Genomic DNA, 20,105 nt, shown 5'->3' on the forward strand with positions numbered 1-20,105 from the left:
CGCGGCGATGAGGCGACTGCTGCTGGGCCTGTGTCTGGTCTTGCTGGCCGGTTGCGCGGCGCGCCTGCCGCTGCCTGCCGGCACACCCGAATTGCAGGTACCGCTGCAGCTGCATGTGCAACGCCAGGGCAGCGAGCCGGCCGACTGGTTGCTGGTGATCCAGCGCGAAGGGGCGTCGCTGCGCTGGTCGCTGCTCGACCCGCTGGGCATTCCACTGGCGCGGCAGCAGTTGCGCGACGGCGCCTGGCAGGCTGATGGGCTGCTTCGACCCAATCCGGAGGCGCGCGAGCTGTTCGCCGCCCTGCTGTTCGCCCTGACCGACCGCGACCAGCTGGCCGCGCTGTATGGCGCCGCAGCCGAACAGCCAGGTGCTGGCGAGCGCCGGCTGCGCCAGGGCGACGACCTGCGCTGGCAGGTCCGCTATCGCGCGGCACAGCGCTTCGAACTCGACGTGGCGCCAGGGCTGACCTATCGTGTCGCCCCCTTGCCCGACTCGCCCGGAAGCCAACGATGACCGCCTACCTCGACGCCCTTGGCGTGATCTGCGCGCTCGGCAGTGGCAAGGCCGAGGTGGCTGGGCGGCTGTTCGCCGGCGACACCTCCGGCATGCAGCCCCATACGCAGCCGGTGGCCGGTCGACGCTTACCGGTAGGCGCGGTCCGCTCAGCGTTGCCGGCAATGCCTGATGACGATCCACGCCATGCCACCCGCAACAACCAGCTGCTGCTGGCCGCTGCACTGGAGATCGAAGGCGATATTCGCCAGGCCATCGCCCGCCACGGCCGGCATCGCATCGGTGTGGTCCTGGGCACCAGCACCACCGGCATCCAGGAAGCCGGAGAAGGCATCGCTGGCTTGCTGCACAATGGCAGCTTTCCGCCGGGCTACCATTATGGGCATCAGGAACTGGCGGCGCCGGCGAGCTTTCTCGGCCAATGGCTGCAACTGGGCGGCCCCTGCTATGCCATCTCCACCGCCTGCACCTCCAGTGCCCGCGCCCTGCTCAGCGCCAAACGCCTGCTCGACGCCGGCATTTGCGATGCAGTGCTGTGCGGCGGTGTCGACAGCCTGAGCGACCTGACCCTGCAAGGCTTCACCGCGCTGGAAGCCACCAGCGAGTCGCTGTGCAATCCCTTCTCGCGCAACCGCAACGGTATCAACATCGGCGAGGCGGCGGCGCTGTTTCTGATGACCCGCGAGCCCGCTGATGGCGCCATCGCCCTGCTTGGCGGCGGCGCCAGTTCCGACGCCTACCATATCTCTGCCCCCGAACCGGAAGGCCGCGGCGCGCTTGCCGCCATGCGCCAGGCGCTGGCCACTGCCGGCTGCACACCGGAAGAGGTCGATTACCTCAACCTGCACGGCACAGCCACCGCGCACAACGACGCCATGGAAAGCCAAGCCGTTTCCACGCTGTTTCCTCAGGGTGTCGCCTGTTCTTCGAGCAAGCCGTTGACCGGCCATACCCTCGGCGCCGCTGGCGCGCTGGAGGCGGCGTTCTGCTGGCTTGCGCTATCGCGCTTCAACGCCGACCAGCAGTTGCCACCGCATCGCTGGGACGGCCAGCCGGATCCGGAGCTGCCACCGCTGCGCCTGGTGACCGCCGAACTGCGAATGGGTAGAACCTCGCCGCGCCGAATGATGAGCAACTCCTTCGCCTTCGGTGGCAACAATATCAGCCTGATCCTGGGAGACGCGCCGTGATCGACTGGCCCCTCGCCGAACTGCTACCCCACGCTGGCGACATGATCCTGCTCGACGCTGTCGAGCGCTTCGATGAAGACAGCGTGGAGACACACCTGCAGGTACGCGCCGACGGCCTGCTCAGCGCCGCCGACGGCAGTCTGCCTGCCTGGGTCGGCGTCGAGATCATGGCGCAAAGCGTCGCGGCCTTCGCCGGCTGCCATGCGCGTCAGGCCGGTCAGCCGGTGGAGCTGGGCTTCCTGCTCGGCACCCGTAGCTACCAGTGCAATGTCGAAACCTTCCCGGTCGGCGCTCGGCTGCGCGTCCGTGCCACTCGTTCGCTGCAGGACGACAACGGCATGGGCGTGTTCGAATGTCATCTCGACGGCCCCGGCATCCATGCCGAGGCGCGTCTGAACGTGTTCCGCCCGCCCGAAATGGCGAGTTACCTACAAGAGTCTGCCCCATGAGTGAAACCGTCCTCGTCACCGGCTCCAGCCGAGGCATCGGCCGCGCCATCGCGCTGCGCCTGGCCCGCGCCGGCCATGACATCGTGCTGCACTGCCGCTCGCGCCGCGACCAGGCCGAAGCGGTCCAGGCCGAGATCCAGGCGATGGGGCGCAGCGCGCGCATCCTGCAGTTCGACATCGCCGACCGCGTCGCCTGCCGGCGCGAGCTGGAAGCCGATGTCGAAGCGCATGGCGCCTACTACGGCGTCGTCTGCAACGCCGGCCTGACTCGCGACGGTGCCTTCCCGGCCCTGAGCGACGATGACTGGGACCAGGTACTGCGCACCAACCTGGACGGTTTCTACAATGTGCTGCAGCCGCTGACCATGCCGATGATTCGCCGCCGCCAGCCGGGGCGCATCGTCTGCATCACCTCGGTATCCGGCCTGATCGGCAACCGCGGCCAGGTCAACTACAGCGCGTCCAAGGCCGGCGTCATCGGTGCGGCAAAGGCGTTGGCGGTGGAGCTGGGCAAGCGCAGGATCACCGTCAACTGCGTTGCCCCCGGACTGATCGATACCGAGATGCTCGATGCCGAACTGCCCATCGAAGAAATGCTGAAGATGGTTCCGGCACAGCGCATGGGCACCCCGGAAGAGGTCGCCGGTGCGGTGAATTTCCTGATGTCCGCCGAGGCGGCGTATATCACCCGGCAGGTGATCGCCGTCAACGGAGGGCTGTGCTGATGAACAGCAGACGCGTGGTGGTCACCGGCATGGCCGGCATCACCTCCCTGGGCAGCGACTGGACGAGCATCGAAGCCAATTTCAGTGCCAACCGCAGCGGCATCCGCCGCATGGCCGAGTGGGACCGCTTCACGGAGCTCAACACCCGCCTGGCCGGCCCGGTGGACGACTTCAGCGTGCCGCCGCACTGGACGCGCAAGCAGCTGCGCAGCATGGGCCGCGTGTCACGACTGTCGGTGCTGGCCGCCGAACGCGCGCTCGCCGACGCCGGTCTTTTGGAAGACGCCTCGATACGCGACGGCCGCATGGGTGTGGCCTGCGGTTCGTCCACCGGCAGCACCGAGGAGATCAAGGCGTTCGGCAACATGCTGCTGAACTCGGTGGCCGACGGGCTGAATGCCAACTCCTACATTCGCATGATGCCGCACACCACCGCGGCCAATATCAGCATCTTCTTCGGCCTTACCGGGCGGGTTATCCCCACCTCCAGCGCCTGCACCAGCGGCAGCCAGGGCATCGGTTACGCCTATGAGGCGATCAAGTTCGGCCGTCTGCCACTGATGCTGGCCGGCGGCGCCGAGGAGCTCTGCGCCACCGAGGCCATGGTCTTCGATGCGCTCTATGCCACCAGCCTGAAGAACGACGCACCGCATACTTCGCCGCGCCCCTACGACAGCGGCCGTGATGGCCTGGTGATTGGCGAAGGCGCCGGCATGCTGGTGCTCGAGGAACTGGAGCACGCACTGGCCCGCGGCGCGACGATTCACGCCGAGCTGGTCGGCTTCGGCAGCAACGCCGATGGCCAACATGCCACCAAGCCGGAACAGCTGACCATGCGCCGCGCCATGGAACTGGCCCTGGAAGATGCCGGGCTCGCACCGGCGGCCATCGGCTACGTGAATGGCCACGGCACTGCGACCGAACAGGGTGACATCGCCGAAACCCAGGCGACCCAGGCGCTGTTCGGCAGCGGCATGCCGATCAGCTCGCAGAAGTCCTTTCTCGGCCATACCCTGGGTGCGTGTGGCGCGCTGGAGTCCTGGTTCAGTATCGAGATGATGAACCGCGACCGCTATATCCACACGCTCAACCTGGACGAGGTCGACCTGCGCTGCGGCGATCTGGACTACCTGCGGGATGCGCCGCGCACCATGCAGCACGAGTACGTGATGAATAACAATTTCGCCTTTGGCGGGATCAACACCTCGCTGATCTTCCGTCGCTGGGCCTGAGTTTCACCCACAACCGCAAGGAAAACGCCGATGAAAACAACCGCATGGATAGGCACAGCGCTGACGCTTCTGGTGCTGCCCGGCATCAGCCAGGCCCGTGACACCACCCACTACCTGCCCTTCGATGCCGTGGTTGCCGAAGCGACCCAGGCCGGTCGACTGGATGGCAGCGTCAAGTTCTACCTGGCCGGCAAGACGCCGGGCAATGCCACGATCGTGCGCAGCGGCGTTACCACCAGCAAGAAGACCAATGCGTTCAACAAGACCGACGAAGGCGCCTGCAGCTGGGCGCTGCAATCGGCGCTGATCGGCATGCAGCAGGCTGCCAAGGCCGCCGGTGCCAATGCGGTGGTGAACATCGCCAGCAACTACAAGCATGTCGAATACAAGGACAGTCAGAAGTACGAGTGCCACGCTGGCGCCATCATGGCCGGCGTTGCCCTCAAGGGCGATCTGGCCAACGTCAAGTAAGCGTCCCCGCCGATGCGCAGGCCAAGGCATCGGCTCTACCGCGGCCCGACCGTCTGCCGGAACGTTTGCCGTTGCCGTCGAGTCCACTGAACATCAGTGACCTCCACAGGAGCGGCTCATGTTCGGCAAGTCTTCGCACACCTTCGAAGTCAACTACATCTACCAGAACGACCCGCGCGCCGAGACCTATGACGCCGACGTCGATAGCCTGTCCCAGGGCGAGGCGGCGCGTCACCTCATCGAGCTGCACAATGCCGACGCCGAGAACAGTCTGGTGATGCCGAAGGCCGATGCCGACGAGGCGCAGCTGCTGGAGCAGGCCGAAGTCCTGGGCATCACCGACATTCGCGTGACCCGTGTTCCGAAACAGGACAAGGGCGAAACGCCTGCTCATCACAAGCAGCCCTGATTCACCGTTGCGGTTCGCGCGTTAAGGCTGACTCAACGCCTCGCGCGTCACCAGCTCCATGAAGGCCTGCGCCAACGGCGACTGCTCCTGCCGGCGTTTGACCAGCCAGACCGCGGTGGTCGCATCCTTGTCCAGCAGAGTGCGAAAGCACACGCCGTCGATGCGGATGCGCTGGAACGATGCCGGCAGCACCGAAACCCCCAGCCCGGCGGCGACCAGTCCGATGATGGTCAGCGCCTCGTTCGCCTCCTGGGCGATGCGGGGGTTGAAGCCCGCACGGCGCGCCAGGCTGAGCAACTGGTCGTACAGCCCCGTACCGTAGCTGCGCGGGAAGAACACGAAGGGCTCGTCGGCCAGATCGGCCAGTGTCAGCCCCTCGTCCCCGGCATCCGCCAGCCGGTGTCCCGCATGCATCAGCGCCACCAGCGGCTCACTGAACAGCTCGACGGTCTGCAGGCCCGCCGGCAACGCGAACGGGCGAATCATGCCGACTTGCAGCGTCTCGTCCTGCACGGCATCGACCACCTGCTTGCTGGTCATCTCCTGCAAATCCAGATGCACCGCAGGAAAGGTGCGGCGAAAGGCCAGAATCGCCCGCGGCAGGATCGAGGTGAACGGCGCCGATGAGGTGAACCCCACCTTGAGCTCGCCGATCTCGCCCTGTTCGGCGCGCCGGGCCACGTCCACCGATTTGTCGACCTGCGCGAGCGTGCGCCGCGTTTCCTCGAGAAACAGCCGGCCCGCGTCGGTCAGCGCCACGCGCCGGTTGGTCCGATCGAACAGCCGCACGCCGAGTTCCTGTTCCAGCGCCTGGATCTGTTGGCTCAAGGGCGGCTGTGAAATGCGCAGCTGTTCGGCGGCGCGACCGAAGTGCAGTTCCTCGGCGACCGCCACGAAGTAGCGAAGATGGCGCAGCTCCATGAGGGCTCCTTATGAGTCGCAGAACATATCATTCAGGTCGAATAATATATTGGATAGCTTAAACAAAGCTTCCTATCATTTCGCCCATAAACCCGAACAACAGCAATCGCGCCCGTCGATCGAAAAAGCGATCACAGGCGTAACGGGCCGCTTTTGGCCGGAAGAAAGCGAATCGGACAGAGGTCTTCATCGTGAGCAGTACGCACGACGCCAACGGCGCGTCAGCAGAGATACCGGCGCCTGGCGCGCCCATCAGCCATACCGAGAAAGGCACCCCGCGCTTCGCGCGCACCGCCCTGGCCCTGTTCGCCGGCGGCTTCGCTACCTTCGCCCTGCTCTACTGCGTGCAACCGATGATGCCCATGCTGTCGCAGGCATTCGGCATCAACGCAGCGCAGAGCAGCCTGATCCTTTCGCTCTCGACGCTGACCCTGGCCGTCGGCCTGCTGATCACCGGGCCGATCTCCGATGCCATCGGCCGCAAGCAGGTGCTGGTCGCCTCCCTGCTCGCTGCCGCGGTGTTCACCGTCGGTAGCGCACTGGCGCCCAGCTGGCATGGCGTTCTGCTGATGCGCGCACTGGTCGGCCTGGCGCTCAGCGGTGTGGCTGCAGTGGCCATGACCTACCTGAGCGAGGAGATCCATCCCCACCATCTCGGCCTGGCAATGGGGCTGTACATCGGTGGCAACGCCATTGGCGGCATGAGCGGACGCTTGCTGAGCGGCGTGCTGGTGGACTACCTGTCCTGGCATAGCGTGCTGGGACTGATGGGCGGGCTGGCGCTGCTGGCGGCGCTGCTGCTCTGGCGCTTTCTACCCGAATCGCGGCACTTCCGTCCGCGACCACTGCGCCCGCAGGGGCTGCTGCAGGGCTACAGCCTGCACTTCCGCGATGCCGGCCTAGCCTGGCTGTTCCTGCAGGGCTTCCTGCTGATGGGCAGCTTCGTCACGCTGTACAACTACATCGGCTATCGGCTGATTGCCGAGCCGTTCCACCTCAGCCAGACCATGATCGGTTTGCTGGCGGTGCTTTACCTGTCGGGCATCTACAGCTCGGCTAAGGTCGGCGCGCTGGCCGACCGCTTCGGCCGGCGCCGGGTATTCTGGCTGGTGATCGCCCTGATGCTGGCAGGCGTGGGCCTGACCCTGTTCGACCGGCTGCCGCTGGTGCTGCTGGGCATGCTGCTGTTCACCTTCGGATTCTTCGGCGCCCATTCGGTCGCCAGCAGCTGGATTGGCCGCCGTGCCCGGCAGGCACGCGGCCAGGCCGCCTCGCTCTATCTATTCAGCTACTACCTGGGCTCCAGCGTCGCCGGCACGCTGGGCGGGGTCTTCTGGCACGCCGCCGGCTGGGATGGCGTCGGTCTGTTCATCGTCTCGCTGCTGCTGATCGCCTTCGCCGTGGCGCTGCACCTGGCACGCCTGCGTCCGCTGCCGGAGCCGCAGACGGCACACTGAGCCCGCAATGCAAAACGCCCCGCGGATGCGGGGCGTTTCGTCTCGAGCCGGTGAAAAGTCAGGCGTGGTATTGCGCGGACAGCTCGTGCACCGACTCGATGAAGGCGCCGGCATGGGCTGGATCGACTTCCGGCGTGATGCCGTGGCCCAGGTTGAACACGTGGCCATTGCCATGACCGAAGCTCGCCAGGATGCGCGCTACCTCGGCGCGGATGGCGTCGGGCTTGGCATAGAGCACGCTCGGGTCCATGTTGCCCTGCAGTGCCACCTTGTCACCGACGCGGCGGCGCGCCTCGCCGATGTCGCAGGTCCAGTCCAGCCCCAGCGCCTCGGCGCCGACCTCGGCCATGGACTCCAGCCACAGCCCGCCACCCTTGGTGAACAGGATCACCGGCACGCGGCGGCCGTCATGTTCGCGGATCAGACCGTTGACGATCTTGCGCATATAGGCCAGGGAGAACTCCTGATAGGCCGCGGCCGACAGGCTGCCACCCCAGGAATCGAAGATCTGCACCGCCTGGGCGCCAGCCAGGATCTGGCCGTTGAGGTAGCTGGTGACCGACTGGGCCAGCTTGTCCAGCAGGGCGTGCATCGCCTGCGGGTTCTCGTAGAGCATCGCCTTGGATTTGCGGAAGTCCTTCGACGAGCCGCCCTCGACCATGTAGGTCGCCAGGGTCCAGGGGCTGCCGGAGAACCCGATCAGCGGCACGCGGCCGTTGAGTTCACGGCGAATGGTGCGCACCGCGTCCATCACGTAGCCCAGGTCCTTCTCCGGATCGGGAATCGGCAGCGCCTCGATGTCCGCTGCACTGCTCACCACCTTCTTGAAGCGCGGACCTTCGCCGGTCTCGAAGTACAGGCCGAGCCCCATGGCGTCCGGCACGGTGAGGATATCGGAGAAGAGGATCGCGGCATCCAGTGGATAGCGATCCAGCGGCTGCAGGGTCACCTCGCAGGCGAGCTCAGGATTCATGCACAGGCTCATGAAGTCACCTGCCTTGGCGCGGCTGGCCCGGTATTCGGGCAGGTAGCGGCCGGCCTGGCGCATCATCCACACCGGGGTGACGTCGACAGGCTGCTTGAGCAGGGCACGAAGGAAACGGTCGTTCTTCAGGGCAGTCATGGCAGGGTTCCAGCGTAAAAGTGCCGTGCATTGTCGCAAAGCGGAAAAAAAAAGGCACGGCGAGCGCCGTGCCATTTAGCTATGGGCTTGATTCAAATCAGGCCGCCCCGGGTGCCTGTCGACACCCGGCAGCGCCGGATCAGACGCCGAGATAATCCATGATCCCTTCGGCAGCCTGACGACCTTCGAAGATCGCCGTCACCACCAGGTCGGAGCCGCGGACCATGTCGCCACCGGCGAAGATCTTCGGGTTGCTGGTCTGGTGCTTGAACTTGCCCACTTCGGGCGCAACAACGCGGCCCTGGTTGTCGATCTGGATGCCCTGGGCTTCGAACCATGGCGCCGGGCTAGGACGGAAACCGAAGGCGATGACCACCGCATCGGCCGGCAGCACCTGCTCGGAACCCGGGATCGGCTCGGGGCTGCGGCGACCGCGTGCATCCGGCGCGCCGAGACGCGTCTCGACCACCTTCACACCTTCCACCTTGCCTTCGCCGACGATGGCGATGGGCTGGCGGTTGAAGAGGAACTTCACGCCCTCCTCCTTGGCGTTCTTCACTTCACGGCGCGAGCCCGGCATGTTCGCCGCATCACGACGGTAGGCGCAGGTCACGCTCTTGGCACCCTGGCGGATGGAGGTGCGGTTGCAGTCCATCGCGGTATCACCGCCGCCCAGTACCACGACCTTCTTGCCCTTCATGTCGATGAAGTCTTCGGCAGACTTCTCGAAGCCGAGGTTGCGGTTGACATTGGCGATGAGGAAATCCAGCGCGTCGTACACGCCCGGCAGATCCTCACCGGGGAAGCCGCCCTTCATGTAGGTGTAGGTGCCCATACCCATGAACACGGCATCGTAATCAGCCAGCAGCTGGTCGATGGTGATGTCCTTGCCCACCTCGGTGTTCAGGCGGAACTCGATGCCCATGCCGCCGAAGATTTCGCGACGACGGCTGAGTACGGTCTTTTCCAGCTTGAACTCGGGGATGCCGAAGGTCAGCAGGCCACCGATCTCGGGGTTCTTGTCGAACACCACCGGAGTCACGCCGTTGCGCACGAGGATATCCGCGCAACCGAGGCCGGCCGGGCCGGCGCCGATGATGGCGACCTTCTTGCCGGTCGGCTTGACCTTGGACATGTCCGGCCGCCAGCCCATGGCGAAGGCGGTATCGGCGATGTACTTCTCCACCGAGCCGATGGTCACTGCGCCGAAGCCGTCGTTGAGAGTGCAGGCGCCCTCGCAGAGACGGTCCTGCGGGCAGACGCGACCGCAGACTTCCGGCAGGGTGTTGGTCTGGTGCGCCAACTCGGCAGCGGCGAGGATGTTGCCCTCGGAAACCAGCTTGAGCCAGTTGGGGATGTAGTTGTGGACGGGGCACTTCCACTCGCAATAAGGGTTGCCGCAACCCAGGCAGCGATGGGCCTGTTCGCACGCCTGCTGCGGCTTGAAGGGTTCGTAGATCTCGACGAACTCCTTCTTGCGCTGGCGCAGCAGCTTCTTCTTCGGATCCTTGCGCCCGACCTCGATGAACTGGAAGTCGTTATTCAGACGTTCAGTCATTTCAAAACCTCTCAACAGCAGCCGTAGGCAATACATACGGCCGCAAGACAATCAGGGTAAGCGGCGGCCCCGCCAGGGCTGGGGCCGCCGCCTGAAGCGGCTTCTTGTTATTGCGGGTTGGCCCGGGTGCTCGACAGCAGCGAAGCCAGGTTGGCCGCCTTGGGCTTGACCAGCCAGAATCGACGCAGGTAATCGTCGAGATTATCCAGCAGTTCAGCCCCCCACTCACTCGCGGTTTCCGCAACGTACTCACGCAGCACGCCCTGCAGATGGCTGCGATAGGCTTCCATCGCCTCGCCGGTGATGCGCTGCAGGTTGACCAGTTCGTTGTTCACGCGGTCGACGAAACTGTTGTCCATGTCCAGCACGTAGGCGAAACCACCGGTCATGCCGGAGCCGAAGTTGTGCCCGGTCTTGCCCAGTACGCAGACAAAGCCGCCGGTCATGTATTCGCAGCAATGGTCGCCCGTGCCCTCGACGACCGCGTGGGCGCCGGAGTTGCGTACCGCGAAACGCTCACCTGCGGTGCCGGCGGCGAACAGTTTGCCGCCAGTGGCGCCATATAGACAGGTGTTACCGATGATCGCCGAATCCTGCGAGCGGTAGGCCGCGCCCTGTGGCGGTGTGACCACCAGCTTGCCGCCGGTCATGCCTTTGCCGACGTAATCGTTGGCGTCGCCTTCCAGATACAGGTGGAGGCCGCCGGCGTTCCAGACGCCGAAACTCTGGCCCGCTGTCCCCTTGAAGCGGAAGGTGATCGGCGTGCCAGCCATACCCTGGTTGCCATGCTGGCGAGCAATTTCGCCGGACACACGGGCACCGATGGAACGGTCGCAGTTGCAGATCTCCAGCTCGAACTCGCCACCGCTCTTGGTATCGATGGCGGCCTTGGCCAGCTTGACCATTTCTTCTGCCAGCAACCCTTGGTCGAACGGCGGGTTCTTTTCCACCTGGCAGAACTGAGGCTTGTCGGCCGGGATGTTGCTGCCGCCGAGCAGCGGTGTCAGGTCGAGGTTGTTCTGCTTGGCGGTGTCGCCCGGCAGCACTTCGAGCAGATCGGTACGGCCGATCAGCTCACCGAGGCTGCGTACGCCCAGCCTGGCCAGCCACTCGCGGGTTTCTTCGGCAACGAACTGGAAGAAGTTGACCACCATGTCGACGGTGCCGATGAAGTGATCCTTGCGCAGCTGTTCGTTCTGGGTCGCGACGCCGGTGGCGCAGTTGTTCAGATGGCAGATGCGCAGGTACTTGCAGCCTAGGGCGATCATCGGCGCAGTACCGAAGCCGAAGCTTTCGGCGCCGAGGATCGCAGCCTTGATCACGTCCAAACCGGTCTTCAAACCGCCATCGGTCTGCACCCGGACCTTGCCACGCAGGTCGTTGCCGCGCAGGGTCTGGTGGGTTTCGGCGAGGCCGAGCTCCCACGGCGAACCGGCGTAGCGGATCGAGGTCAGCGGCGAAGCCCCAGTACCGCCGTCGTAGCCGGAAATGGTGATCAGGTCGGCGTAGGCCTTGGCCACACCGGCGGCGATGGTACCCACGCCCGGCTCGGCCACCAGCTTGACCGATACCAGCGCCTGGGGGTTGACCTGCTTGAGGTCAAAGATCAGCTGCGCAAGGTCCTCGATGGAATAGATGTCATGGTGCGGCGGCGGGGAGATCAGGGTCACGCCGGGCACGGCATAACGCAGACGCGCGATCAGACCATTGACCTTGCCACCGGGCAGCTGGCCGCCTTCACCGGGCTTGGCGCCCTGGGCGACCTTGATCTGCAGCACTTCGGCGTTGACCAGATATTCCGGGGTCACACCGAAGCGGCCGGTTGCGACCTGCTTGATCTTCGAGCTGCGCTCGGTACCGTAGCGGGCCGGATCTTCGCCGCCTTCACCGGAGTTCGAACGCGCACCGATGCGGTTCATCGCTGCGGCAATGGCTTCGTGAGCTTCCGGCGACAAGGCGCCGAGCGAGATACCAGCGGAGTCGAAGCGCTTGAGGATGGCATCCAGCGGCTCGACTTCTTCCAGCGCCAAGGGCTGCTCAGCCAGCTTGACCTTGAGCAGATCACGCAGCATCGCCACCGGGCGCTGATCGACCAACGCGGTGTATTCCTTGAAGCGGCTGTAATCACCGCTCTGCACCGCCATCTGCAGCGCACTGACCACGTCGGGGTTGTAGGCGTGATATTCACCGCCGTAAACGAACTTCAGCAGCCCGCCCTGCTGGATCGGCTTGCGGCTGCTCCAGGCTTCAGCGGCGAGCGCCTTCTGCTCGGCCTCGAGATCCTCGAAGCGGGCGCCCTTGATGCGGCTGGCGACGCCGCGGAAGCTCAGTTCGACGATCTCATCGGAAAGACCAACGGCCTCGAACAGTTGCGCGCCACGGTAGGACGCAATGGTCGAGATGCCCATCTTGGAGATGATCTTCATCAGCCCCTTGGAGATGCCCTTGCGATAGTGCTTGAACACTTCGTAGAGATCGCCGAGCACTTCGCCAGTGCGGATCAGGTCACCCAGCACCTCGTAGGCGAGGAACGGGTACACCGCCGTCGCGCCGAAGCCGATCAAGACCGCGAAGTGATGCGGGTCGCGTGCGGTGGCGGTCTCCACCAGGATGTTGCAGCTGCAGCGCAGGCCGGTGTCGACCAGGCGGTGGTGCACCGCACCGACCGCCAGCGAAGCATGCACCGGCAGCTTGCCCGGGGCGATATGACGGTCGCTGAGAACCAGCAGCACCTTGCCACCGCGCACGGCTTCCTCGGCCTGGTCGGCGATGTTGCGGATCGCCGCTTCGAGACCGATGCTCTCGTCGTAGTTCAGGTCGATGACCAGGCGCTCGAACCCCGGGCGTTCCAGGTTCATGATCGTGCGCCACTTCGCTGGCGAGATCACCGGTGTGGTCAGGATTGCACGGTTGGCGTGCTCGGCGGTTTCCTCGAAGACGTTGCGCTCAGCACCCAGACAGGTTTCCAGCGACATCACGATGGCTTCGCGCAGCGGGTCGATCGGCGGGTTGGTCACCTGGGCGAACTGCTGGCGGAAGTAGTCGTAGGGCGAACGCACACGACGCGACAGCACGGCCATGGGCGTATCGTCGCCCATCGAGCCGACCGCCTCCTGGCCCTGCTCGGCCAGCGGGCGCAGCACCTGGTCACGCTCCTCGAAGGTGACCTGGTACATCTTCATGTACTGCTTGAGCTGGTCGGCATCGTAGAAGGCCGAACCGTGATCGTTGTCATCCAGCGTCGACTGAATGCGCAGTGCGTTCTGCCGCAGCCACTTCTTGTAGGGCTGCTGTGCTTTCAGATGATTGTCGATGTCGTCGGTGTGCAGCACCTTGCCGGTAAGGGTATCGATGGCAAGAATCTGCCCCGGGCCGACGCGCCCCTTGGCCAGCACATCTTCCGGCTTGTAATCCCAGACGCCGACTTCGGACGCCAGGGTGATGTAGCCGTTCTTGGTAGTCACCCAGCGCGCCGGACGCAGCCCGTTGCGGTCGAGCAGGCAAACCGCGTGGCGGCCATCGGTCAGCACCACGCCGGCCGGGCCATCCCATGGCTCCATGTGCATGGAGTTGAATTCGTAGAAGGCACGCAGGTCGGGGTCCATGGTCTCGACGTTCTGCCAGGCCGGCGGAATGATCATGCGCAGGCCACGGAACAGATCCATTCCGCCGGTGACCAAGAGCTCGAGCATGTTGTCCATGCTCGAGGAGTCGGAGCCGGTGCGGTTGATCAGCGGCGACAGGCTTTCGAGATCCGGCAGCAATTCGTTGGCGAACTTCAGGCGGCGCGCCTGGGCCCAGTTGCGGTTGCCGGTGATGGTGTTGATTTCGCCGTTGTGAGCAAGAAAGCGAAACGGCTGAGCCAGCCGCCACTGCGGCATGGTATTGGTGGAGAAACGCTGGTGGAACACGCAGATCGCGGTCGCGAGGCGCTCGTCACCCAGGTCCGGGTAGAACTGGGCGAGGTCGGCCGGCATCATCAGGCCTTTGTAGATGATGTCCTTGTCCGAGAGGCTGCAGACGTAGAAGGCGCTGTCGTCCGCCAGTGCGACTTCGGCGCGGCGGCGGGCGAAGAACAGCTTGATGCCGAACTGACGCTCGTCGAGCCCCTCGCCGGAAACGAACACCTGCTCGATGCGCGGCAGACGCTCGAGCGCCAGCTGCCCGAGAACGCTGGTGTCCACCGGAACCTCACGCCAGCCAACCAGCGTAAGCCCCTGTGCCTGAATTTGTTCGCTCAGCTGAGCACGAGCGCGATCCGCCTTGCTGGCGTCCTGATCGAGGAAGACCATGCCAACCGCGTACTGGGCCGGCAGCTCGGCGTTGAAATGCTCCAGCGCCATCGCGCGCAGAAAGGCATCCGGCTTCTGCATCAGAAGACCACAGCCATCACCGGTTTTGCCGTCGGCGTTGATGCCGCCACGGTGAGTCATGCAGGTCAGGGACTGAATGGCAGTCTTTAGCAGGTGATGGCTTGCCTCGCCCTGCATGTGGGCAATCAGACCGAAGCCGCAGTTATCCTTGAACTCTTCAGGACGAAACAGACCTGCTCTCATAGGCACTCCACCAGCTAAATGCGTTGTAAATCAACCCCTTATTGACGGCGCAGCGACTCACCCCGTCATTCACGTGGGCAAAAGGGGGAGCAGTTTACAAAGCCCGCTAGATCGGCACAATTTATTTTTGCAAGCCCCAAAAAGGTGCATTGCGCACTTTTTTGGGGCATTTTTTAACGAGACTGCGCTATTTCCTGCTGAACACTCGCAAGACTTCGCACCCAGGGCTTACCCGCCTGCAGCGAAGCGGGTAGCGACTTGACCGCTGCGACGGCCGCCGCTCGATTAGCAAAATTACCGTAGGTGACGACGTAGAGCGGCTTGCCTTCATGCTGCTTGGCAAAATAGCGGTAACTACCACCATGCTGCTGCACAAGCGCCTGAGCATTCTTCTCGACGCGCGTACCCAGGATCTGAACCAGATAGTTGCTTCCCGGCTGGCTCGCATACCACGCGCCATGACCTGAGCTGGCCGGTGCGGCGGCAGAGGCCGGAGCACGCTCTGCGACATTCGGCCGCACCGGCGCCGTGGGAGCAGGAGCAGGAGCGGCGACGGGTGGAGCAGGAACCGGTTGAGCACGCTCGACGGGGGCTGGGGCTGGGGCTGGGGCTGGTGCTGGCATGGTCGGCGCAGTCACCCCCGGAACGGAAGCTTCGCGGTCGTCCTCACCCCCGGCGGCCGCCGCAAGCGGCTCACGGATCACGGGCTGCGCATCGCCGCCCAACGGCAACGACAGCGGACGCTCCTCACCATCGAACTCGATTGCCGTCTGCCGATCCTGGCCAGCAGAGCCATCGGCCGACGAGCTATTGAGGGGCAGGCTGGTAACTGCTGGCGGAAGGGCTGGCTGTTCGTCGCCACCACGCAGAGCCAGGTAGCCAACCGCGACAACCACAATCACCGCGAGAGCTGCCAGCAGGTGTCGTTTAGGGAGAGGAAAGGCTATTCCGCCCGCCTTACGGCTGCCACGGCGACTCTGCATTGCAGCAAGCAACTCATCACGCGCGACCTGATTGATTGCGCCTGGCCAGCCACTCGACTGCTCATGGATGCGGACGATCTGCTCCTCGCTCAGGCACTCGATTCCGCTGCCAGCTCCCTCGAGCCGCAGCGCAAGATATTCTCGCGTCTCGTCTTCCTCATAGGGCTGCAGAGCGATGGCGTGATAACGCTCTTCCCCCTCGCTCAGGGCCTCCAGACGCGCGGCAAGCGCGGGTTCGCCGAACAGGAAAACGTGCGGGCGCGCCTCGGGACTGCCAGCGGCCAGGCGCAAGAGAGTCTCAACTGCGGCCCCGGTCAAACACTCAGCGTCATCTACCAGCAGATAAACTTCCTGACCCGTGAGGGCCAACTGCGTCACTTGCGCCATGATGCCATCGAAATCGGCAACCGGACTGTTCAACGCCTGGGCGATCTGTGCGAGCAACACGCTGGCGTCCATAGTGCCCTGTGGCGTGATGACCACACTCTGCACCGACTGCTTGTTGCTGCTGGCCACCAAGGCCTGACGCAACAGGGTTTTACCACTGCCTTCCGGCCCGGTTACCAACAGCAGTAACTGGCTGTACCGAGCAAGATGATGCAGCTGCCCAAGCACCGGTTTGCGCTGCGCAGGGAAAAACTTGAAGCCCGGAACGCGAGCAGCGAAGGGATCATGGCTAAAGCCATAATGATTCAGAAACGCGTCGTCCGCAGACAAGCTGGTCATGGAAATCTTCTTATGCTCCCAAAGGTTCCGTCATTGCGCCGTAATCGGCATTCAAGGTCGTCTCTAGCACGGCGCGCGGGAAGTCGCCTGTCACAACCGCCTCACCGAGCTGTCGCAGCAGTACAAGACGAAGCCGGCCATCCAGTACCTTTTTGTCGACGGCCATGTGCTCCAGGAAGTCCCGCGGCTGCATTTGCGCCGGCGGAACGACGGGCAGCGCCGCGCGCTGCAACAAGCGGATAGCGCGATCACGTTCTGCCGCGCCTATCCAGCCAAGCTGACATGACATCTCCAATGCCATCACGGTTCCTGCTGCGACAGCCTCACCATGCAGCCATACGCCATAGCCCATATGAGTCTCGATCGCATGACCAAAAGTGTGACCCAGATTCAGGATGGCCCGCACCCCGGACTCGCGCTCATCGGCGTTGACCACTTTCGCTTTTGCGGCACAGGAACGCTGGATAGCCTCGGTCAGTGCCACAGAATCAAGCGTTCGAATCAGATCGATGTTGTCTTCCAGCCAACTGAGAAACGGCTCGTCGCAGATCAATCCGTACTTGATCACTTCGGCCAGCCCTGCCGACAACTCGCGCACAGGCAGGGTAGCCAGCGTGGTCGTATCGATAATCACCGCACGTGGCTGATAGAACGCACCGATCATGTTCTTGCCCAGCGGATGGTTGATGCCAGTCTTACCGCCGACCGAAGAGTCCACCTGCGACAACAATGTAGTGGGCACTTGAATGAAGTCGACGCCACGCTGATAGCTGGCCGCCGCGTACCCAGCCATGTCGCCGACAACGCCACCACCCAGCGCAATGATCGTGGTGTTGCGGTCATGTCTCGCCCCGAGCAGGGCGTCGAAGATCAGCTGGAGCGTCTGCCAGTTCTTGTGCTCTTCCCCATCGGGAAGAACCACTGGCGTGACAGCGTAATTGGAAAGAGTGCGAGTCAATCGGTCGAGATACAGCGGCGCAACCGTCTCGTTAGTGACAACGGCAACCTGCCGACCGCGAATCTTGTCGCTGAACAGCTCCAGGCGATCGAGCAACCCTTCGCCAATATGGATGGGATAGCTACGCTCGCCGAGATCGACCTGAAGAGTCTGCATGGGGCCCCCAAGAATAAAGGGGGCTAGGATAGCGCAGATTCATCGTGGCTTTCACGGGGCGGTAGTGACGCGAGCCGATCGAGAATTTCCATAACAACAAGCCTCGGCGGGCGCTCGTCGGTCTCGATGATGATATCCGCAATGGATCTATATAGAGGGTCGCGAACCGCCATCAAAGCAGTCAGCACGCTGCGAGGATCGCTAGCCTGCAACAACGGCCGATTGCGATCGCGCGACGTACGCTCGAGTTGCTGATCAACCGACGTACAGAGATAGATGACTCGACCGCCCGCACGAAGCGCCCGCCGATTATCGTCCCGCAACACCGCGCCACCACCGGTCGCGAGCACCACGCCTTCAAGCTGACAAAGCTCCGCAATAGCCGCTCGCTCACGCTCACGAAAGCCTGCCTCCCCCTCGACATCGAATATCAGCGGGATGCTGGCTCCGGTCCGCTGCTCGATCTCCTTGTCGGAGTCTTTGAACGGCAGACGCAGCTCTTTGGCAAGCAAACGCCCGATGGTGCTCTTTCCAGCACCCATCGGGCCTATGAGAATAATATTCTTCAACGACGTCAACGACTCACGGCGACAGCCTGATGGTTGAGGATCTTGGGAGTGAGGAAGATCAGCAACTCGGATTTCGAGTCAGCCACAATGTCTCTCCGGAACATGCGGCCAAGATAAGGTAGATCGCCAAGGAAAGGAACCTTATCAACGGATCGACTCTGGGTGTTAGAGAAAACTCCGCCAATCACCACCGTCTCGCCATCATTGACCAGGATCTTTGCGTTCACCTCGTTCTTACGAATCGTAGGGGTGCCATTCACATCGTTCGCAAAATCGGGCTCATCCTTGGTGACCTTTACCTCCATGATGATTCGATTGTCGGGCGTGATCTGGGGAGTAACCTCCAGTGAGAGCGCCGCCTCTACGAACGTAGTGGACGTAGCACCACTGGAACTTGCTTCCTGATATGGGATTTCGGAGCCCTTCAGGATCTTTGCTGTTTCCTTATCGGCCGTCATCACCTTCGGCTGGGATACAACCTCTCCATTGCCAGACTTCTCCATCGCCGACAGCTCAAGATCGAGGATAAGATTGTCAGTTATGTATCCGATGCCAATCCCAGCAGTGCGGTTGGTCACTCCCATATCGACGAAAGGAAAGTTACCACTGCTTTCGTCGCCCGAGTTTCCACCCTCGTCACCGAAGTCATCGTTGCCGTACACCGCGCCGCGTCCGTTCGCGAACAACTGCGTCCCACCCCAACGCACCCCCAGCGCCTTGTCGTAGTCTACGTTGGCTTCAACGATACGAGCCTCGATCATCACCTGCCTTACTGGAATATCTAACTGCGCCACAATGCGGCGCAGCTCATCCAGGCGCTCCTGGGTCTGATAAGCAATAATATTGTTCGTTCGATCATCAACAGCCATCGAGCCGCGCTCGTCGGTTTGCCCTTGTGTATTGGTCACCGATTGAAACAGCCGAGCAATGTCAGCTGCTTTGGCGTAATTGACCTGCACCACTTCCCGGCGCAGCGGCGCGAGCTCGGCGATCTGGCGCTGCGATTCCAGCTCTTGGCGCTCACGCGCTGCGATTTCGTCAGCAGGAGCCACCAGCAGCACGTTTCCAACCTGACGTTTATCCAGCCCCTTGGTCTTCAGCACCAGATCCAGCGCCTGATCCCATGGCACGTTCTGCAGGCGCAAAGTGATGTTGCCGCTGACTGTGTCGCTCGCCACCAGGTTGAGATCAGTGAAATCAGCGATCAGCTGCAGCACGGAGCGGACGTCGATATCCTGGAAATTGAGCGACAGCTTTTCGCCCGAATAGGCAAAACGATCGGCCTTGCGCTTATCGGCTTCATCTTCGGTGAGAGGCTTGATACTAATGGTCAGCTTGTTATCGGTCTGATAGGCCAGATAGTCATAGCGCCCAGTTGGCTCGATAGCGATGCTAGCCTTACCTGATTGAGCAGTCGAGTCGACGAACCGTACAGGTGTTGCAAAATCCTGGACGTCGAGGCGAACCCGCAAAGATTCCGGCAACTGCGTCTTGTCGAAGATAACGCGAATCTTGCCGCCCTGTTCTTCGATCGTTGGACTTATCGACGGATCAGAAAGACTGATAATGACGTTTCCGGCACCGTCGTCACCGCGACGAAAGTCGATGTTCTCGATTGCCTTACCGACTGGAGCGACCTTTACAGGCGCAGACACCGCCACGGGCGCTGCAGTCGCCGCCGGCACAGCTGCAGCCCCCCCAGCCCCGGCGCTTTCGCCAAGAACTACAAAAAGATTTTTGCCATCCACTCGCGTGGAGTAAGGCACAAGTGACGTCAGATTAACAATGAGCCGCGTGCGCCCCTGCGCCTCGACAACCGTCACGCTTCGTGCGTTACCAACACCCAGCTCACGATTCTTGGCACCCAGATTATTCGAAACGCCAGGAAGATCGAGCGCAATGCGCGCAGGCTGATCCAATGTGTAGCCACGCGGCGATGCTACAGGCTCGTCAAAAGCGAGCTTCAACTCAACACGATCACCAGGCAGTGCAGCGACATCGAGGGCATTGAGCTTGGCCGCAAGCAGTGCAGGCGAAATAAACGCAGCCAGCAGAGAAACGCCCAGACGTGAAAGGGTAGTGTTCATAAATTGCTTCCGTTGTGCAGA

At 63.1% G+C, this 20,105-nt stretch carries 16 protein-coding genes; 8 read left to right on the top strand and 8 right to left on the bottom strand.

Translation table 11 applies throughout. The features are described 5' to 3' along the window. Window positions 1-7: 7 nt before the first annotated feature. The 7 genes from EA798_RS08995 (at window position 8) to EA798_RS09025 (ending at window position 4,990) form a co-directional block, all read left to right on the top strand. Window positions 8-514: a DUF3261 domain-containing protein gene (locus tag EA798_RS08995; protein ID WP_122098729.1), complete on the top strand. Its 507-nt coding sequence runs from the start codon at window positions 8-10 to the stop codon at window positions 512-514. Further along, the gene (locus EA798_RS09000) at window positions 511-1,704 is read left to right on the top strand and encodes a beta-ketoacyl-[acyl-carrier-protein] synthase family protein (RefSeq protein WP_122098730.1); all 1,194 of its coding nucleotides are present in this window, start codon (window positions 511-513) and stop codon (window positions 1,702-1,704) included. The genes EA798_RS08995 and EA798_RS09000 overlap by 4 nt, the downstream gene beginning before the upstream one ends. Continuing rightward, the gene (locus EA798_RS09005) at window positions 1,701-2,153 is read left to right on the top strand and encodes a hotdog family protein (RefSeq protein ID WP_122098731.1); all 453 of its coding nucleotides are present in this window, start codon (window positions 1,701-1,703) and stop codon (window positions 2,151-2,153) included. The genes EA798_RS09000 and EA798_RS09005 overlap by 4 nt, the downstream gene beginning before the upstream one ends. After that, window positions 2,150-2,878: a 3-oxoacyl-ACP reductase FabG gene (fabG, locus tag EA798_RS09010; protein WP_122098732.1), complete on the top strand. Its 729-nt coding sequence runs from the start codon at window positions 2,150-2,152 to the stop codon at window positions 2,876-2,878. The genes EA798_RS09005 and fabG overlap by 4 nt, the downstream gene beginning before the upstream one ends. Continuing rightward, on the top strand, window positions 2,878-4,110 hold the full coding sequence (locus EA798_RS09015; RefSeq protein WP_122098733.1) for a beta-ketoacyl-ACP synthase: 1,233 nt from the start codon (window positions 2,878-2,880) through the stop codon (window positions 4,108-4,110). The genes fabG and EA798_RS09015 overlap by 1 nt, the downstream gene beginning before the upstream one ends. Window positions 4,111-4,140: 30 nt before the next feature. Then, entirely contained in the window at window positions 4,141-4,581 is a 441-nt protein-coding gene (locus tag EA798_RS09020) for an excinuclease (RefSeq protein WP_106155985.1), read from the top strand. Between the two features lie 118 nt (window positions 4,582-4,699). Next, window positions 4,700-4,990 carry a hypothetical protein gene (locus EA798_RS09025; RefSeq protein ID WP_122098734.1) on the top strand — a complete coding sequence of 97 codons (291 nt, stop codon included), beginning with the start codon at window positions 4,700-4,702 and terminating at the stop codon, window positions 4,988-4,990. Window positions 4,991-5,011: 21 nt separating this feature from the next. Here the strand turns inward: EA798_RS09025 and EA798_RS09030 are convergent, their stop codons facing one another. Continuing rightward, complete coding sequence (locus EA798_RS09030) at window positions 5,012-5,911, bottom strand: LysR family transcriptional regulator (protein ID WP_122098735.1); 900 nt, start codon at window positions 5,909-5,911, stop codon at window positions 5,012-5,014. A gap of 230 nt (window positions 5,912-6,141) precedes the next feature. Between EA798_RS09030 and EA798_RS09035 the strand changes: the two genes are divergently transcribed. Next, the gene (locus EA798_RS09035; protein WP_244221272.1) at window positions 6,142-7,368 is read left to right on the top strand and encodes an MFS transporter; all 1,227 of its coding nucleotides are present in this window, start codon (window positions 6,142-6,144) and stop codon (window positions 7,366-7,368) included. A 58-nt stretch (window positions 7,369-7,426) separates the two neighbouring features. Here the strand turns inward: EA798_RS09035 and hemE are convergent, their stop codons facing one another. From hemE to EA798_RS09070, 7 genes are all read right to left on the bottom strand, one after another. Continuing rightward, entirely contained in the window at window positions 7,427-8,491 is a 1,065-nt protein-coding gene (gene hemE, locus EA798_RS09040) for a uroporphyrinogen decarboxylase (protein WP_122098737.1), read from the bottom strand. A gap of 139 nt (window positions 8,492-8,630) precedes the next feature. Continuing rightward, window positions 8,631-10,049: an FAD-dependent oxidoreductase gene (locus EA798_RS09045; protein WP_106155990.1), complete on the bottom strand. Its 1,419-nt coding sequence runs from the start codon at window positions 10,047-10,049 to the stop codon at window positions 8,631-8,633. 107 nt (window positions 10,050-10,156) lie between these two features. Then, the gene (gene gltB, locus EA798_RS09050; protein WP_122098738.1) at window positions 10,157-14,605 is read right to left on the bottom strand and encodes a glutamate synthase large subunit; all 4,449 of its coding nucleotides are present in this window, start codon (window positions 14,603-14,605) and stop codon (window positions 10,157-10,159) included. A gap of 173 nt (window positions 14,606-14,778) precedes the next feature. Next, a complete protein-coding gene (locus EA798_RS09055; protein ID WP_122098739.1) occupies window positions 14,779-16,314 on the bottom strand; it encodes an AAA family ATPase in 1,536 nt (511 codons plus the stop codon). 10 nt (window positions 16,315-16,324) lie between these two features. After that, window positions 16,325-17,428, bottom strand: coding sequence for a 3-dehydroquinate synthase (aroB, locus tag EA798_RS09060; RefSeq protein ID WP_122098740.1), 1,104 nt, complete (start codon window positions 17,426-17,428; stop codon window positions 16,325-16,327). A gap of 23 nt (window positions 17,429-17,451) precedes the next feature. Then, on the bottom strand, window positions 17,452-17,997 hold the full coding sequence (gene aroK, locus EA798_RS09065; protein WP_122099116.1) for a shikimate kinase AroK: 546 nt from the start codon (window positions 17,995-17,997) through the stop codon (window positions 17,452-17,454). Between the two features lie 5 nt (window positions 17,998-18,002). Further along, the gene (locus EA798_RS09070) at window positions 18,003-20,084 is read right to left on the bottom strand and encodes a type IV pilus secretin PilQ (RefSeq protein ID WP_122098741.1); all 2,082 of its coding nucleotides are present in this window, start codon (window positions 20,082-20,084) and stop codon (window positions 18,003-18,005) included. Window positions 20,085-20,105 lie beyond the last annotated feature (21 nt).

Source organism: Pseudomonas songnenensis (assembly GCF_003696315.1).
Lineage (GTDB): Bacteria > Pseudomonadota > Gammaproteobacteria > Pseudomonadales > Pseudomonadaceae > Stutzerimonas > Stutzerimonas songnenensis.

Coding starts and splice junctions, on each gene's coding strand:
- EA798_RS09000 (WP_122098730.1), top strand. CDS start 511: ATGACCGCCTACCTCGACGCCCTTGGCGTGATCTGCGCGCTCGGCAGT.
- aroB (WP_122098740.1), bottom strand. CDS start 17,428: ATGCAGACTCTTCAGGTCGATCTCGGCGAGCGTAGCTATCCCATCCAT.
- EA798_RS09055 (WP_122098739.1), bottom strand. CDS start 16,314: ATGACCAGCTTGTCTGCGGACGACGCGTTTCTGAATCATTATGGCTTT.
- EA798_RS09025 (WP_122098734.1), top strand. CDS start 4,700: ATGTTCGGCAAGTCTTCGCACACCTTCGAAGTCAACTACATCTACCAG.
- EA798_RS09015 (WP_122098733.1), top strand. CDS start 2,878: ATGAACAGCAGACGCGTGGTGGTCACCGGCATGGCCGGCATCACCTCC.
- EA798_RS08995 (WP_122098729.1), top strand. CDS start 8: ATGAGGCGACTGCTGCTGGGCCTGTGTCTGGTCTTGCTGGCCGGTTGC.
- EA798_RS09070 (WP_122098741.1), bottom strand. CDS start 20,084: ATGAACACTACCCTTTCACGTCTGGGCGTTTCTCTGCTGGCTGCGTTT.
- fabG (WP_122098732.1), top strand. CDS start 2,150: ATGAGTGAAACCGTCCTCGTCACCGGCTCCAGCCGAGGCATCGGCCGC.
- EA798_RS09020 (WP_106155985.1), top strand. CDS start 4,141: ATGAAAACAACCGCATGGATAGGCACAGCGCTGACGCTTCTGGTGCTG.
- gltB (WP_122098738.1), bottom strand. CDS start 14,605: ATGAGAGCAGGTCTGTTTCGTCCTGAAGAGTTCAAGGATAACTGCGGC.
- EA798_RS09045 (WP_106155990.1), bottom strand. CDS start 10,049: ATGACTGAACGTCTGAATAACGACTTCCAGTTCATCGAGGTCGGGCGC.
- hemE (WP_122098737.1), bottom strand. CDS start 8,491: ATGACTGCCCTGAAGAACGACCGTTTCCTTCGTGCCCTGCTCAAGCAG.
- EA798_RS09030 (WP_122098735.1), bottom strand. CDS start 5,911: ATGGAGCTGCGCCATCTTCGCTACTTCGTGGCGGTCGCCGAGGAACTG.